At 74.0% G+C, this 14,732-nt stretch carries 18 protein-coding genes; 8 read left to right on the top strand and 10 right to left on the bottom strand.

From position 1 onward, the window contains the following. Positions 1–36: 36 nt before the first annotated feature. On the bottom strand, positions 37–930 hold the full coding sequence (gene coxB / locus K8Z61_RS07470; protein WP_224128054.1) for a cytochrome c oxidase subunit II: 894 nt from the start codon (positions 928–930) through the stop codon (positions 37–39). Positions 931–1,020: 90 nt separating this feature from the next. Here coxB and K8Z61_RS07475 point away from each other — a divergent pair, with 90 nt between their 5' ends. Continuing rightward, positions 1,021–2,196 carry an aminotransferase class V-fold PLP-dependent enzyme gene (locus K8Z61_RS07475; protein WP_224128056.1) on the top strand — a complete coding sequence of 392 codons (1,176 nt, stop codon included), beginning with the start codon at positions 1,021–1,023 and terminating at the stop codon, positions 2,194–2,196. Then, positions 2,193–2,438, top strand: coding sequence for a sulfurtransferase TusA family protein (locus K8Z61_RS07480; RefSeq protein ID WP_224128058.1), 246 nt, complete (start codon positions 2,193–2,195; stop codon positions 2,436–2,438). Before K8Z61_RS07475 ends, K8Z61_RS07480 begins: the two co-directional genes overlap by 4 nt. Before the next feature lie 10 nt (positions 2,439–2,448). Here the strand turns inward: K8Z61_RS07480 and K8Z61_RS07485 are convergent, their stop codons facing one another. Beyond that, entirely contained in the window at positions 2,449–3,387 is a 939-nt protein-coding gene (locus K8Z61_RS07485; protein WP_224128760.1) for a carbohydrate kinase family protein, read from the bottom strand. A gap of 124 nt (positions 3,388–3,511) precedes the next feature. Here K8Z61_RS07485 and K8Z61_RS07490 point away from each other — a divergent pair, with 124 nt between their 5' ends. Beyond that, the gene (locus K8Z61_RS07490; RefSeq protein ID WP_224128060.1) at positions 3,512–3,739 is read left to right on the top strand and encodes a hypothetical protein; all 228 of its coding nucleotides are present in this window, start codon (positions 3,512–3,514) and stop codon (positions 3,737–3,739) included. A gap of 85 nt (positions 3,740–3,824) precedes the next feature. Here the strand turns inward: K8Z61_RS07490 and erpA are convergent, their stop codons facing one another. Both erpA and K8Z61_RS07500 read right to left on the bottom strand, forming a co-directional pair. After that, positions 3,825–4,187 (bottom strand): iron-sulfur cluster insertion protein ErpA, encoded by a 363-nt coding sequence (gene erpA / locus K8Z61_RS07495; protein ID WP_224128062.1) that lies wholly within the window; start codon positions 4,185–4,187, stop codon positions 3,825–3,827. A gap of 94 nt (positions 4,188–4,281) precedes the next feature. Next, positions 4,282–5,367, bottom strand: coding sequence for a glycerate kinase (locus K8Z61_RS07500; RefSeq protein WP_224128064.1), 1,086 nt, complete (start codon positions 5,365–5,367; stop codon positions 4,282–4,284). 85 nt (positions 5,368–5,452) lie between these two features. On the opposite strand from K8Z61_RS07500, the gene nadA reads away from it, so the two are divergent. Beyond that, on the top strand, positions 5,453–6,622 hold the full coding sequence (gene nadA, locus K8Z61_RS07505; RefSeq protein WP_224128067.1) for a quinolinate synthase NadA: 1,170 nt from the start codon (positions 5,453–5,455) through the stop codon (positions 6,620–6,622). A gap of 61 nt (positions 6,623–6,683) precedes the next feature. On the opposite strand, the gene K8Z61_RS07510 is transcribed toward nadA, so the two are convergent. From K8Z61_RS07510 to K8Z61_RS07525, 4 genes are all read right to left on the bottom strand, one after another. Further along, positions 6,684–7,901, bottom strand: coding sequence for an ATP-binding protein (locus K8Z61_RS07510; protein ID WP_224128069.1), 1,218 nt, complete (start codon positions 7,899–7,901; stop codon positions 6,684–6,686). Positions 7,902–7,999: 98 nt separating this feature from the next. Beyond that, entirely contained in the window at positions 8,000–8,593 is a 594-nt protein-coding gene (pspAB, locus tag K8Z61_RS07515) for a PspA-associated protein PspAB (RefSeq protein ID WP_224128071.1), read from the bottom strand. A gap of 4 nt (positions 8,594–8,597) precedes the next feature. Continuing rightward, entirely contained in the window at positions 8,598–9,524 is a 927-nt protein-coding gene (gene htpX, locus K8Z61_RS07520) for a zinc metalloprotease HtpX (protein WP_224128073.1), read from the bottom strand. A gap of 55 nt (positions 9,525–9,579) precedes the next feature. Continuing rightward, positions 9,580–10,371, bottom strand: a complete 792-nt coding sequence (locus K8Z61_RS07525; protein ID WP_224128075.1) for a PspA/IM30 family protein — start codon at positions 10,369–10,371, stop codon at positions 9,580–9,582. Between the two features lie 122 nt (positions 10,372–10,493). Here K8Z61_RS07525 and K8Z61_RS07530 point away from each other — a divergent pair, with 122 nt between their 5' ends. Continuing rightward, positions 10,494–11,078 carry a DUF3043 domain-containing protein gene (locus K8Z61_RS07530; RefSeq protein ID WP_224128077.1) on the top strand — a complete coding sequence of 195 codons (585 nt, stop codon included), beginning with the start codon at positions 10,494–10,496 and terminating at the stop codon, positions 11,076–11,078. A gap of 102 nt (positions 11,079–11,180) precedes the next feature. On the opposite strand, the gene K8Z61_RS07535 is transcribed toward K8Z61_RS07530, so the two are convergent. Next, the gene (locus tag K8Z61_RS07535; RefSeq protein ID WP_224128079.1) at positions 11,181–12,194 is read right to left on the bottom strand and encodes an aldo/keto reductase family protein; all 1,014 of its coding nucleotides are present in this window, start codon (positions 12,192–12,194) and stop codon (positions 11,181–11,183) included. 67 nt (positions 12,195–12,261) lie between these two features. Here K8Z61_RS07535 and K8Z61_RS07540 point away from each other — a divergent pair, with 67 nt between their 5' ends. Continuing rightward, positions 12,262–12,987, top strand: a complete 726-nt coding sequence (locus K8Z61_RS07540) for an AzlC family ABC transporter permease (protein ID WP_224128081.1) — start codon at positions 12,262–12,264, stop codon at positions 12,985–12,987. Next, on the top strand, positions 12,984–13,292 hold the full coding sequence (locus K8Z61_RS07545) for an AzlD domain-containing protein (protein WP_224128083.1): 309 nt from the start codon (positions 12,984–12,986) through the stop codon (positions 13,290–13,292). The genes K8Z61_RS07540 and K8Z61_RS07545 overlap by 4 nt, the downstream gene beginning before the upstream one ends. A 13-nt stretch (positions 13,293–13,305) precedes the next feature. Here K8Z61_RS07545 and dapB read toward each other — a convergent pair whose 3' ends face one another. Continuing rightward, a complete protein-coding gene (dapB, locus tag K8Z61_RS07550; RefSeq protein WP_224128085.1) occupies positions 13,306–14,103 on the bottom strand; it encodes a 4-hydroxy-tetrahydrodipicolinate reductase in 798 nt (265 codons plus the stop codon). A gap of 100 nt (positions 14,104–14,203) precedes the next feature. Between dapB and K8Z61_RS07555 the strand changes: the two genes are divergently transcribed. Beyond that, positions 14,204–14,719 (top strand): trans-aconitate 2-methyltransferase, encoded by a 516-nt coding sequence (locus K8Z61_RS07555; protein WP_224128087.1) that lies wholly within the window; start codon positions 14,204–14,206, stop codon positions 14,717–14,719. The last annotated feature ends 13 nt before the right edge of the window (positions 14,720–14,732 follow it).

Below are 14,732 nucleotides of genomic sequence, written 5' to 3' on the forward strand. Positions count from 1 at the left end.
GGATCACCGTGGTGGGCGGCGGACTGGCGACGGCGGTCACTGCGCTTCTCCCTCGCTCTTGAGGCCGGCCTGGGTGGTGGCGTCGGAGCCGCCCAGCAGAGGCTGGTCGGACACGTAGCCCTGCTTGACGCGATCACGGAGGTACGCGTCGTATTCGGCGGGCGAGACGACCTTCACGTTGAAGAGCATCCGCGAGTGGTACACGCCGCAGAGCTCGTAGCACTTGCCGGCGAACTCGCCGGTGCGCTGCGGGGTGACCTGGAAGGAGTTCTTGCGGCCCGGGATGACGTCCATCTTGATGAGGAAGCCCGGGACGCCGAAGTCGTGGATGACGTCGGGGGACGTCAGCTGGAAGCGCGTGGTCTCGTCGTTCGGCAGGACCAGCGTCGGGATGTACGAGGCGGTGCCCGACTCGTAGGCGAAGCCCTGCCCGCCGGCCTCGGCCTTGATGTCGTCCGGCAGCGGGTAGTTGAAGGTCCAGCTCCACTGCTGACCGACGACCTGGATCGTCTGGTCGGGCTGCACGCTGTCGTCGAGGACGATGTTCTGCACGCGCACGGTGTGCGCGAAGAACACGATCACCATCATGACCGGCGCGATCGTGTAGAAGATCTCGAGCGGCAGGTTGTAGCGCGTCTGCACCGGGACCTCGTCGTCGTGGCGGCGCCGGTAGCGCACCACCACCCACGCGATCAGACCCCAGACGACCACGCCGGTGATCAGGGCCGCGATCCACGCGCCGCGCCACAGGGCGAGCGTCGACTCACCCTGCTTCGTGACGGGGTCCGGCATGGCGAAGCGCTTCCACTCGGCCGAGGTCTCGGACGAGCAGCCTGCCATCAACATCAGTCCGGCGAGCGTCACGGTCAGGGCGAGCGTGCGCGAGGCGCGCGTCAGCCGAGCCGTGCGCCGGGGGAGCTGCAGACTCAACGGTTGAGCCTTCCTCTCAGGCGTACTTAGGTGTTTCCACAGTACCGGACCACCTGCAGGGGGAGGGCGTCGGGGCGCTAGCGTTCCGGTGTGCGGTCAGCCACGCAGGAACCCGCTCCGGACTCCCCCGCGTCGGGCGTCTCGGCTGCTCGTCCGTACGTCTACCTCGACGCCGCGTCGTCCGAGCCGCTGCACCCGGCGGCCCGCGAGGTGCTGCTCGCGGCGCTCGAGCGCGGCTACGCCGACCCGCGCCGACTGCACGGTCCGGCCCGGACCGCGGGGCTGCTCCTCGAGAACGCCCGCGAGGTCTGCGCCGAGGCGCTGGGCCTGCGCCGCGAGGAGGTCACGTTCACCGGCTCCGGCACCGAGGCGGTCCATCGCGGGCTCCTGGGCCTGCGGCGTGGTCGGGCACGGGTGGGCGGGGCGGTGGTCCACTCCGCCGTCGAGCACTCCGCGGTCCTCCACGCGCTCGAATGGGTCGGCGGCGAGCACCCGCAGGTCGGCGTCGACGCCCATGGACGGGTCTCCCCCGACGCCGTGCTCGCGGCGGTCGAGGAGTCCACCGCGGTGGTGGCCCTGCAGGCGGCCAACCACGAGGTCGGCACGCGTCAGCCGGTCGCCGAGGTCACGACCCGGCTCGGCGAGCGCGCCGATCCGGTGCCCGTCTTCGTCGACGCCTGCGCGGCCGCGGGACGCGTCCCGCTCCCGGAGGGCTGGGCGGTCGCCGCGGCATCGGCGCACCAGTGGGGCGGCCCGGCCGGGGTCGGCCTGCTACTGGTGCGGCGCGGCGCCCGGTGGCGCGCGCCGTTCCCGGTGGACGACCGCAGCGATCCGCGGGCCGTCGGGTTCGAGGACGTCCCCGCCGCCCTCGCCGCCGCGGCCGCGCTCCGGGCCGTGGTCGCCGAGCGCGAGCAGACGGCGCGCCGCCAGCACGCGCTGGTCGATCGCATCCGGGCCGCCGCGGCGGCGATCCCCGACGTCGACGTCGTCGGCGACCCCGACGACCGGCTCCCCCACCTCGTCACCTTCTCCTGCCTCTACGTGCAGGGCGAGGCGCTGGTCGCCGAGCTCGACCGCCGCGGGTTCGGCGTCGCCAGCGGCTCGGCGTGCACCGCCTCGACCCTCGAGCCGAGCCACGTGCTGGCCGCGATGGGCGCGCTGACGCACGGCAACGTGCGCGTCTCGCTGACCCGCGAGACGACCGCCGAGCAGGTCGAGGCGTTCTGCGCCGTGCTGCCCGAGGTGGTCGAGGGGCTGCGTCCGTGAGCCTGCCCGTCGACGCCGATCTCGAGCTCGACTGCCGCGGCCAGGCGTGTCCGCTGCCGATCGTCCACCTGGGCAGGCGCCATGCGGAGGTGCCCCCGGGCGGCGTCCTGGCGGTCGTCGCGGACGACGTCGCGGCCCGGCACGACGTGCCGGCCTGGTGCCGCATGCGCGGCCAGGAGTACCTGGGCGAGGACGTCGCCGCGGACGGCGTGCCCCGCTACTGGGTGCGCCGGCGGGCCTGACGCGGCCGCCTCAGGCCGGGCGCAGGTGCGGCTCGACCTCCGCGGCCGCCGCGGCGCCGTAGGAGTCGCCCAGCCGCCCGAGGAACGACGCGGCCGTGAACGCGTACTCCTGGGTGCCGACCGTCTCCACGACGTAGGCCGCCAGCACGCAGCCGACCTGCGCGGCCCGCTCGAGGCCGAGGCCCCAGGTGGTGGCCGCGAGGAAGCCCGCCCGGAAGGCGTCGCCGACGCCCGTCGGCTCGACGGCCGTGACGCCGGCGGCGGCCGGCACGACGAGGTCGTCGTGCTCGCGCCGCCGGATGCGCACGCCCTCGGCGCCGAGCGTCGTGACCTGCACCTCGACCCGGCCGAGGATCTCGGCGGCGTCCCAGCCGGTCTTCTGCTCGACCAGGTGCGACTCGTACTCGTTGGTGAACAGCAGGGCGGCGCCGTCGACCAGCGCGCGGATCAGCTCGCCCTCGCCGAACGCCAGCTGCTGGCTCGGGTCGGCGATGAACCGGTAGCCGCGCTGACGGCACTCCTCGGTGTGCCGCAGCATGCCGTCGGGATCGTCCGCCCCGATCAGGACGTAGGCCGGCTCGCCCACACGGGCGACGATCGGCGCCAGCTCGATGAGCCGGGCCTCCGACATCGCACCGGGGTAGAACGAGGCGAACTGCGCCATCGTCGAGTCGGTGGTGCAGACGAACCGCGCGGTGTGCCGCGACTCCGAGATGCGCACGTGGTCGCAGACCACGCCGTGCCGCTCCAGCCAGGAGCGGTAGTCCGCGAAGTCCTGGCCCGCCGCGCCGACCAGCACGGGGCTGAGCCCGAGGGCGGCCAGCCCGAAGGAGATGTTGGGCGCGACGCCGCCGCGGCGGATCTCGAGGTCGTCGACGAGGAAGGACACCGACAGCTTGCTCAGCTGCTCGACCACGAGGGAGTCCTCGAAGCGACCGGCGAAGGTCATCAGGTGGTCGGTGGCGATCGAGCCGGCGATCAGGAGGGGCCCGGAGGCATGGGAGGACACGTCGGCCAACACTACCGATCGGTACCCCTGGGCCTACCTCCCGGTAGCTCCTAGCGTGGCCGACATGACCGATGCCGAGACCGGATCCACCCGCCTGGCCTACGACGACCTGCTCGCCCCCGTCGACCTGCGGGCCGACTGCGAGGCGGTCGCCCGCTCCCTGCCCGCGGCCGCGACCGCCGCGCCGTCGCTGCTCTACGCCGACTTCCCGCGCGAGGTCCGCAAGCCCCAGATCGCCATCAGCGACGCCGCCCGGCGTCTCGCCGACGCCCTCGAGCTGCACCTCGACTGACCCGTCCCACCCCGTCCGACGACGAAGGGCCCCGGCGCAGTGCGCCGGGGCCCTTCGTCCGGCGCCGGGGGCGCCGGGGTGTGGATCAGTGGAACGAGTCGCCGCAGGCGCAGGAGCCCGTGGCGTTCGGGTTGTCGATCGTGAAGCCCTGCTTCTCGATGCTGTCGACGAAGTCGATCATGGCGCCGTTGAGGTAGGGGACGCTCATCCGGTCGACGACGACGGCCACGCCGTCGAAGTCGGTGACGACGTCGCCGTCGAGCGTGCGCTCGTCGAAGAACAGCTGGTAGCGCAGACCCGAGCAGCCACCGGGCTGCACGGAGATCCGCAGCTGGAGGTCGTCACGACCCTCCTGCTCCAGCAGGCTCTTCACCTTGGCGGCGGCGACGGGGCTGAGGTTGATGCTGTCGCTGCGACGCTCGGTGGTGGTCTCGACCTGCTCGGTCATGCGGTGCTCCCAAGGTGAGATGGCGGTACGTCCGACTCAATGCTAGGTCAGGCGCGCCTATTCCCCGAGCGGAGCGGACGCGACGCGACCTGGCTCACCGCGACCAGCCGCGCGCGACCCGCTCGGCCAGGGCGGCCAGCGACCCGGCCGGATCGCCCAGCGACCGCTCCTCCCCGACCAGGTCGACGGTCGCGTGCGCCGACTCCATGCCCAGCGCCCGCATCTCGCGCGAGCCGACGAGGACGCGGCCGGCGAGCACCACGCACGGCCGGATCGCCCGCTCGGCCACCTGCGCGACGCCGGCCGGCACCTTGCCGGCCCGGCTCGAGAAGTCGAAGGCGCCCTCCCCGGTGATCACGAGGTCGGCCGCGCGGGCGCGCTCGGCCAGTCCCACGGCCTCGGCGACCCAGGCGATCCCCGGCTCCCGGCGCGCTCCCAGGAGCAGCAGGGCGTGCCCGAGACCGCCGGCCGCGCCGGCGCCCTTCTCGAGGGCGACGCGTCGGTCGGTGGCCGCCGCCCACTGCTCGAGCAGGCCGTCGACGACGAGGAGCTCCTCCTCGTCGAGTCCCTTCTGCGAGCCGAAGGTCTTCGTGGCCCCGAAGAGGCCGGTGAGCGGGATGTCGACGTCGCTGGCCGCGATCAGCTCGACGCCATCCGTCGCGGCGCGGGCCGCGGCCAGCTCCACGGCGGAGACGCCGCCGAGCGCCTCCGGTCCGGCGTCGAGCGGGACGTCGGCGGTGGCGCCCAGGGCGGCCAGCAGACCGGCACCGCCGTCGTTGGTGCCGGAGCCGCCGAGGCCGACGACGACCCGGCGGGCGCCGGAGGCGACGGCGGCGGCGACCAGCTCGCCGACGCCGCGGGTCGACGCGCTGAGGGCGCCCGTGCCGCCGGTGAGGTGCAGGCCGCAGGCCTGGGCGCTCTCGATGAAGGCGTCCTCGCCGACGCGCAGCACCGTCGCCGGCACCGGGCGACCGTGGGGGCCGGCGACCGTGACGGCCAGCAGCTCTCCTCCGCGCGCCTGGTGGAGGACGTCGGCGAACCCCGGGCCGCCGTCGGACATCGGCGCGAGATCGAGCTCGTCGGCCGGCGCGTGACGTCGCCACCCGGCGGCGATCGCCTCGGCCGCCTCGACCGCGGTGAGCGTGCCGGCGAACTTGTCCGGGGCGACGAGGATCCGCATGGACGCAGCGTAGGAGGCCCCGGCCGGGCGATCGGTCCCGTGCGCCGATGCCGGGGCGTCACCCGGTGAGGAATACGATCCGCGCATGACCGTCGATCTCCCGCTGCTGCCCCTCGGCCGCGGCGTCGACCTCCAGTCCGAGCGCGGCGTCGAGTGCCCCGGCGACCTGCCGCCCGCCTCCGACCCCACCCTCGTCGCCCGGGCCGAGGCGGCCAAGGCCGCCCTGGGCGAGCGGGTCTTCGTGCTCGGCCACCACTACCAGCGCGACGAGGTCATCCGGTTCGCCGACGTCACCGGCGACTCCTTCAAGCTCGCCCGCGACGCCGCGGCGCGGCCCGACGCGGAGTACATCGTCTTCTGCGGCGTCCACTTCATGGCCGAGTCGGCCGACATCCTCACCGGCCCGCACCAGCAGGTCGTCCTGCCCGACCTCGCCGCGGGCTGCTCGATGGCCGACATGGCCCGCCTGGCCCAGGTCGAGGACGCCTGGGACGCGCTGGTCGACGCCGGCGTGGCCGACGAGGTCGTCCCCGTCACGTACATGAACTCCAGCGCCGACATCAAGGCGTTCTGCGGCCGCCACGGCGGCGTCGTGTGCACCTCCAGCAACGCCGAGGTCGCGCTCGAGTGGGCCTTCGAGCAGAAGGCGCACCTCGAGGCCGGCGGCAAGGTCCTCTTCCTCCCCGACCAGCACCTGGGCCGCAACACCGCGGTGCTGAAGCTGGGGCTCTCGCTCGAGGACTGCGTCGTGTGGAACCCGCACCGGCCGAACGGCGGTCTGACCGCCGAGCAGCTGCGCGACGCCAAGATGATCCTCTGGAAGGGCCACTGCTCCGTGCACGGCCGCTTCTCCCCCGAGGTGGTCGACGAGCTGCGCGCGACGATCCCCGACGTGCAGATCCTGGTGCACCCCGAGTGCCGCCACGAGGTCGTCACCAAGGCCGACCTGGTCGGCTCCACGGAGTTCATCATCCGCACGATCGAGGCGGCGCCGGCCGGCTCGGCCTGGGCGATCGGCACCGAGCTCAACCTCGTCAAGCGCCTCGCCGACGCCCACCCGGACAAGTCGATCAGCTTCCTCGACCGCACCGTGTGCTTCTGCTCGACGATGAACCGGATCGACCTGCCCCACCTGGTGTGGGCGCTGGAGTCGCTGGTGGCCGGGGAGGTCGTCAACCGGATCGAGGTCGACCCCGAGACCGAGCGCTGGGCCCTGGTCGCCCTCGAGCGGATGCTGGCGCTGCCCGGACGCTGAGTCTCCTACGCCCCTCAGGCCTCCGAGCCGCGCCCGGCTGTCCCCTCGAGCCGGGTGGGGCTCAGCCCGGCGAGGCCGGCAGCTCGAGCCAGGCGGTCGTGCCGCCGCCGGGCGTCTCGTCCAGACCGACCCGGCCGCCGTGCGCGTCGGCGATCCGGCGGACCGTCGCCAGCCCGATGCCGGTGCCGGGGATCTGCTTGTGCACCCGGACGAGCGGCTCGAAGACCCGCTCGCGCTGGTCCTCCGGGACGCCGAGCCCGTGGTCGACGACCTCGATCCGCCAGCGATCGTCCCGACGGTCGGCTCGCACGCGCACGCGCGGACGCTCCCCCGGCGCCACGTAGGAGGCGGCGTTCGCGACGAGGTTCTGCACCGCGGCCCGCAGCAGGACCGGATCGCCGGTCACCACAGGCAGCTCCTCGACCACGACCTCGGCGTCGCTCAGCAGGGGCGCGAGGTCGTGACGCACCTCGTCGACCACCTCGCGCAGGTCGACCGGACCGGACGCCAGACGACCGCCGACGCGGGCGAAGGACAGCAGGTCGTCGACCAGCCCCTGCATGCGGGTCAGGCTGCCCCGCGCGCGGTCGAGCAGGTACGGCAGGTCGCCGGGCGGCGCGTCGGAGGCCTCGACCTCCTCGGCCATCATCGACAGCGAGAGGTCCAGCCCGGTCATCGGGTTGCGCAGGTCGTGACTGACCTGCCCCGCGAAGGCCGCGAGCTGGGCGTTGGAGCGCTCGAGCTCGGTACGGGTGCGCTCGAGCTCGTCGACGGTGCGGGTGAGCTCGCGGGTGCGCAGCTCGAGCTCGAGCAGGTCGACCACCCGCTCGGCCAGCCGGGCGAGGTCCTCGACCTGGTCGCGGCTGAGCTCGCGCGGGCGGACGTCGAAGACGCACAGCGTGCCGATGACCACGCCCTCGGGCGTGCGCAGCTGATGGCTCGCGTAGAACCGCACCCGGCCGATCTCGCCGGTGACGAACGGGTTCGCGGCGAACCGCTCGTCGAGGCTCGCGTCGGTGACGATCACCGGCAGCGACTCGCCGATCGCCAGGTTGCACATGGAGTCCTCGCGCGCGCACACCGAGGCCTCGAAGCCGACCGCCGCGACCTGGTGCTGGTGGGTCTCGGTGATCAGGTTGATCGTCGCCATCGGCACGTCGGCGACGTGGGCGGCCACCTCGACCAGCGCCCGCAGGTCGGCGCGCGGCGGGTCGACGACCACGCGGTACCGATCGATGACGACGGCGCGTCGACGGTCGACGTCCGGGCTGAGGGTCATCCGGGCTCCCTCCCGACAGGGCTCTGCGAACGCCCCGACGGTATCGCCCGGCGGGGCGCCGCGGGGGCGGTCCGGCGCGGCTCGCCGCGGCGACGTGCTCACAGACCCGGAGCGCCCCAGACCGCGAGCCAGCGGGACGGGTCCTGCTCGAAGGGCAGCTCGCGGGCGAGCAGGTCGCGCACCTGCAGCTCGAGCAGCTCGTCGCGGCTCCGGCCACCGGGGCCGCCCGCCAGCGGGGCGAAGGGGTAGAAGGTCGCCTGCTTGTAGAGGTAGACCAGGGCGACCCGACGGCCGGAGGGGTCGACGAAGGGGACCACCGCGCACAGCAGGCCGGAGCCGTAGCCGGCCGCCTCGAGCCCGGTGGTGACCGCGTGCAGCGCCGTGCTCACGTCGGTGAGGTCGGAGGGGTCCTCCGGCCGGTCGTCGACGAGCAGCCAGGTGTAGCCGAACTCGTCGACCGACAGGCTCACCTCGGGCGCCTTGGGGTCGGCGCGCAGCAGCGCGACGACGTCCTGCTCGACCTCGCGCCCCGCGGGGCCGCCAGCCAGGCGGTAGCAGATGCTGGCGTCGCCCGTGGGGCGCAGGTCGAGGCCGGCCTCGAGGCTGAGCCCCGCGCCGGGGAGCGCGAAGACGTCGGACAGGTCGGCCGGCTTCGGCTTGGTGCGCCCGGTGAGGGTCTGCCACAGGCCCACGCGGTCAGCCCCGTCGTCCGAGCTCGGCCTCGATGCGCGCGAGCTGCTCGAGCCGCTGCTGCAGGCTCGGGTGGGTGGAGGTGAGGCTGTCGAGGGACGCGCCGCGGATCGCGGGGGCGATGAAGAAGGCGTTCATCGGCTGGCTGGCTCGCAGGTCGCGCTCCGGGACGACGTCCATCTCGCCGCTGATCTTGCGCAGCGCCGAGGCGAGGGCCTGCGGCTTCATCGTCAGTTGCGCGCCGGCACGGTCGGCGGCCAGCTCGCGGTAGCGGCTCAGCAGGCGCAGCAGCAGGAAGCTGATCGCGTAGGTGACCATGCTGACCAGGAGGACGGCCAGCCAGATCGGCAGGCCGGAGTTGTTCTCGCGGTTGCGTCCGCCCCCGAACCAGGCGCCGTACTGCGCGCCCTGCGAGAGCATGCCGGCGACGATGCCGGCCGACGCCGCAGCGGTCATGACCAGGACGTCGCGGTGCGCCACGTGCGACAGCTCGTGCGCCAGGACGCCCTCGAGCTCCTCGGCATCGAGCGTCTGCAGGATGCCGGTCGTGACGACGACCACGGCCCGCTCGGGCGAGCGACCGGTCGCGAACGCGTTGGGCACCGGGGTGTCGGCGACGCCCACGCGCGGCTTCGGCATGTCGGCCAGCGCGCAGAGGCGGTCGATCATGGCGTGCAGCTCGGGCGCCTGCTGTGGCGAGACCTCGCGCGCGCGCATGGCCCGCATCGCCACCGTGTCGGAGGAGTACCACTGGTAGAACGCGATGCCGAGGCCGACGAGCCCGGCGAGCACGGCCAGGCCCGGACTGCCGGCGCTGGACAGGATGCCCATGACGACCGCGATGAGCGCCACGAAGGCGCCCCCGAGCAGGAACATGACGAGGGTCATCCGGGCGGTGAGGCCCGGATCTCCGGCGAAGCGGGTGCGTGCCATGGGGTCATCCTGCCGCGCGCGGCCAAGCGTCCGCTGAGAGCGGTCGCCGCGGGGCTCAGGCGGAGCCGGCGTCCTTGCGGGGCTCGGCGTCGAGGACGGGCTCCTCGACGTCCTGCCCGGACGGCAGCGCGTCGGGCGCCGGTGCGCCGGCCTGAAGGCCCTTGAGCCGGGCCAGCTCGGCCTCGACGTCGGACTGGCTGCTCATGGCGGCGAGCTCGCGGGCGATGTCGTCGCCGTTGTTGGTGGCCGAGAGGTCGTCGAGCGCGCCGCTGGCGAGCAGCTCGTCGATCGCGCCGGCCCGGGCCTGCATCTGGGCGGTCTTGTCCTCGGCCCGGGTGATCGCGGCGCCGACGTCCCCCAGCTCATCGCCGATGCCCGAGAGGGCCTCGGTGACCTTGGTCTGGGCCTCGGCGGCCGTGTAGGTGGCCTTGATCTTCTCCTTGCGGGTGCGGAAGGACTCGACCTTCGTCTGCAGCTGCTGCTGGGTGCGGACGAGCTTCTCCTCCTCGGCCTGCAGCTGCGCGATCTGGGCGTCGAGGTCGGCGATCTGGGTGGTGAGCCCGGAGCGGCGGGTGAGCGCCTCGCGGGCGAGGTCCTCGCGACCCAGCCCGATGGCCTGCTCGGCCTGCTGCTGCAGCTTCGCGGCCTGCTGCTGCAGCTGGCTGCGCTGCAGCTCGACCCGCTTGCGGCTCGTGGCGACGTCGGCCACGCCGCGACGCACCTGGGTCAGCAGCTCGAGCTGCTTCTGGTAGCTGTAGTCGAGGGTCTCGCGGGGGTCCTCGGCGCGATCGAGCGCCTTGCTCGCCTTCGACCTCACGACCAGGCTCATGCGCTTCCACAGGCTCATGGCCCTCACCCTACGCAGCGTGCTCAACGGCTGCCCAGACCCGCTCCACCGGCGCGCGTCGGGACCGGGCGTCGTCTCGCTAGGCTGGGGTCCCACCGTCCCCGAGCCCGAGAGCCACCACCTTGTTCGGTCGCAGCAAGAGCACCTCCGCGTCGTCGACGCCCGCCACCCCGCCCAAGCCCGGCGGCAAGGGACGTCCGACGCCGACCCGCAAGGAGGCGGAGGCCGCCGCCCGGGCCCGGGCCAAGGTGCCGCGCACGCGCAAGGAGCAGATGGCGGCCCAGCGGCTGCAGCGCAGCGAGAGCAGCCGCACCGTCCGCGAGCGGATGAAGGCCGGCGACGAGAAGTACCTGCCTCCCCGCGACCAGGGTCCGGTGCGCCGCTTCGTGCGCGACTACGTCGACAGCCGGCTGCGGCTCGCCGAGCTGATCTTCCCGGTGGTGATCGTCAGCCTGCCGCTGCTCCTGGCGGGGCCGTCGGTCGCGGCGCTCGCGAACACCGTCGTGCTCGGCGTGTTCCTGCTCGTGGTGGTCGACCTGGTCGTCCTGCGGTTCCGCCTGCGCCGGGAGGTGCGCGCCCGCTTCCCCGAGCAGTCGCTCAAGGGCCTCACCTACTACGCCGTCGTGCGCGCGACCCAGATGCGGTTCATGCGCCTGCCGAAGGCCCAGGTGAAGGTCGGCGAGGACCTCCCCGAGACCTACCGCTGAGCCGTCCTCCGGCTCCGACGACGAGGGCCCGCGACCACCTCGGTCGCGGGCCCTCGTCGTCGTGGCGGGCGCTCGAGGCGCTCCGGTGCGGGATCGTCCCGCTCAGCCGCCCATCAGGTCGGCGCGGCGCGGCGTCGTGGTGAGGTCGGGGTCGCGGGTGACGACCGGCTCCACGATCTCGTCGATCGCCGCGAGCAGGTCGGCGTCGAGCCGCACGCCCGCCGCCTTGACGTTCTCGGTGACCTGCTCGGGACGCGAGGCGCCGATGATCGCCGAGGAGACGTTGGGGTTCTGCAGCGTCCAGGCCACGGCCAGCTGGGCCAGGCTCAGCCCGGCCTGGTCGGCGAGGGGCGCGAGCCGCTGGACGCGCTCGAGGACGTCGTCCTTGAGCCAGCGGCTGATCATCCGGTCGCCGCCCTTGGCGTCGGTGGCGCGGGAGCCCTCGGGGTGCGGCTGGCCGGGCCGGTACTTGCCGGTGAGCACGCCCTGGGCGATCGGCGACCAGACGATCTGGCCGATGCCGAGCTCCTCGCAGGTGGGCACGACCTCGGCCTCGATGACCCGCCACAGCAGGTTGTACTGCGGCTGGTTCGACACCAGCGGGATGCGCAGCTCGCGGGCGAGCGCGTGCGCCTCGCGGATCTGCTCCGCACGCCACTCCGAGACGCCGATGTAGAGCGCCTTGCCGGCCCGGACGACGTCGGCGAAGGCCTCCATCGTCTCCTCCAGCGGCGTCTCGTCGTCGTAGCGGTGCGCCTGGTAGAGGTCGACGTGGTCGGTGCCGAGCCGGCGCAGCGAGGCGTCGATCGACTCGTGGATGTGCTTGCGGGAGAGCCCGTGGTCGTTGTGCGCGCCGGGGCCGGTGGGCCAGTAGACCTTGGTGAAGATCTCCAGGCCCTCGCGCCGCTCGCCCTGCAGCGCCTTGCCGAGCACGGTCTCGGCGGCGGTGTTGGCGTAGACGTCGGCGGTGTCGAAGGTGGTGATGCCCTCGTCGAGGGCCTGCCGGACGCACGCGAGCGCGGCGTCCTCCTCGACCTGCGAGCCGTGGGTGAGCCAGTTGCCGTAGGAGATGGCCGAGATCTTCAGGCCACTCCCACCGAGGTTGCGGATCTCCATGGCCTCGACCCTAGCCCCGGGCCGGACGTCGCTCCCCCACCGTCGGGGAGGGGGCAGGATGGCGCCCGTGCCCCTCGTCGAGAGCGATGCCGCGACCCCGCCGGCCGGGCGGCGCCGCGTGATCGCCGACTCGCTCGGCGTGGGGCTGGCGACCGGCGCCTACGGCGTGTCGTTCGGCGCCGTCGCCACGGCCTCGGGGCTCGGCGTGGCGCAGGCCTGCGTGCTCTCGCTGCTGATGTTCACCGGCGCCTCGCAGTTCGCGCTGGTGGGCGTGCTCGCGGGAGGCGGGTCGGTGCCGGCGGCGACGGGGACGGCGCTGCTGCTCGGCGTCCGCAACAGCCTCTACGGGCTGAGGCTGGCGTCGCTGCTGGGCTGGCGGGGGTGGCGCCGGCTGGGGGCCGCGCACCTCGTGATCGACGAGTCGACGGCGATGGCCACCGCCCAGCCCGACCGCGCCCGGGCGCGGCTGGCGTTCGTCGTCACCGGAGGGTCGGTGTTCGTGCTGTGGAACCTCAGCACCCTGCTGGGCGCGGTGGCCGGCAGCGCGCTCGGCGACCCCCGCACGCTCGGGCTGGACGCCGCGGTCGGCGCCGCGTTCCTGGCGCTGCTGTGGCCGCGCCTGACGACCGGCGGGCTGCGCGCCCTGGCCCTGGTGGCCGCGGTGCTCGCGCTGGCGCTGGTGCCCCTGACGCCGGCCGGCGTCCCCGTGCTGGCGGCCGGCGGCCTGGCCCTGCTCGTCGGCCTCCACCCGCGCTGGGACCCGGCTCCGCCGCAGCCCGGGACGCCGCGGTGACGCCGGCCTGGACCGCCGTCCTCCTGGCCGGCGTCGGGTGCCTCGCACTGAAGGTGGCCGGCCTGGCGATGCCGGCCCGGGTGCTCGAGCGACCCGCCGTCGCGCGGATGACGATGCTGCTGCCCGTCGCGCTGCTCGCGGCGCTGGTGGCCGTCCAGACGCTCGCCGACGGCACCCGACTGGCGCTCGACGCCCGGGTGGCCGGCCTCGGGGCGGCGGTGCTGCTGCTGCGGCTGCGCGCACCGTTCCTGCTGGTCGTGGCGACGGCGGCGGGCGTCGCCGCGCTGCTGCGCGCCCTGGCGTGAGCCCGGCCGCGGCTCAGTCGAGGTCGAGCAGGTGCTCCAGGCCGACCGTGAGGCCGGGGTGCTCGTGGATGCGCCGCACGGCCGCCAGGACGCCGGGGGCGAAGGACGCGCGGTCGAGCGAGTCGTGGCGGATGGTGAGGGTCTCCCCCGGCCCGCCCAGCACGACCTCCTGGTGGGCGACGAGGCCGCGGATGCGCAGGGCGTGCACCGGGACGCCCTCGACCGAGGCGCCCCGGGCTCCGTCGAGCGCGGTGCTGGTGGCGTCCGGCTGCGGCGCCGAGCCGGCCTCGCGGCGGGCGGCGGCGATCAGCTCGGCGGTGCGGCGGGCCGTGCCCGAGGGGGCGTCGGCCTTCGTCGGGTGGTGCAGCTCGACGATCTCGACCGACTCGTAGAACGGCGCGGCCTGGGCAGCGAAGCGCATCATCAGGATCGCGCCGATGGAGAAGTTGGGCGCGATGAGGACGCCGGCCTCGGGCGACTCCTCCAGCCAGGCCTCGAGCGCGGCCAGGCGCTCGTCGTCGAAGCCCGTCGTGCCGACGACCGCGTGGATGCCGTGGGCGACGCACTGCCGCAGGTGGTCCATGACGACGTCGGGGTGGGTGAAGTCGACGACGACCTCGGCGCCGCGCTCCCACAGCAGCGCCACGTCGTCGCCCGCGTCGACCTCCGCGACGAGCTCGAGGTCGTCGGCCTCCCGCACGGCCCGGCAGATCTCCGCCCCGACCTTGCCGCGGGCCCCGAGCACGCCCACGCGGCGCGGCGAGCCGTCGGGACGGGGGGCGGCGGGCTGCACGGCGCTGTCGTCGGTCACGGGTCCCCAACCTACAAGCGCCCGGACGCGTGGGGTCGATCTCGCCGCCACCCGGGATGGTGCGCGCCGGTCGACCGACCGGATCTGGCAGGCTGGGGCCATGGTGCTGCAGACGATCCCGGCGCGGATCCGCTGGTCCGTCGACCTCATGGACGTCCAGCCCGACGACCACGTGCTCGAGATCGGCTGCGGCCCGGGAGCCGGCGCGGAGCTGATCTGCAGCCGGCTCGAGACCGGCAAGCTGTTCGCGATCGACCGCTCGGAGTCGGGCGTCGACCGCACCAAGCGGCGCTGCGCGCGCTACGTCGAGTCGGGCCGGCTCACCGTGCGCCAGATCGACCTCGCGACGCTGCGGGTGCCGGTGAAGCGGCTGACGAAGGTCTACGCGTTCAACGTCAACCTGTTCTGGGTGCGCGAGTGCGCCGACGAGGTCGCGCTGCTGCACGAGCGGCTGCTGCCCGGCGGCAAGGTGTTCGTCTACTACGAGGCGACGCGCGCCGAGGACGTGCCGCAGATGATCGAGCGGACGTCGGCCTCCCTGGCGGCCGGCGGGTTCCGCGTGCAGGTGGTGCAGCGGAAGGTGCCGGCCTGCGTCGGCGTCATCGGTCACCGATAAGGCTGAGACCTTC

The sequence above is a fragment of the Nocardioides sp. TRM66260-LWL genome (genome assembly GCF_020075545.1).
Lineage (GTDB): Bacteria > Actinomycetota > Actinomycetes > Propionibacteriales > Nocardioidaceae > Nocardioides.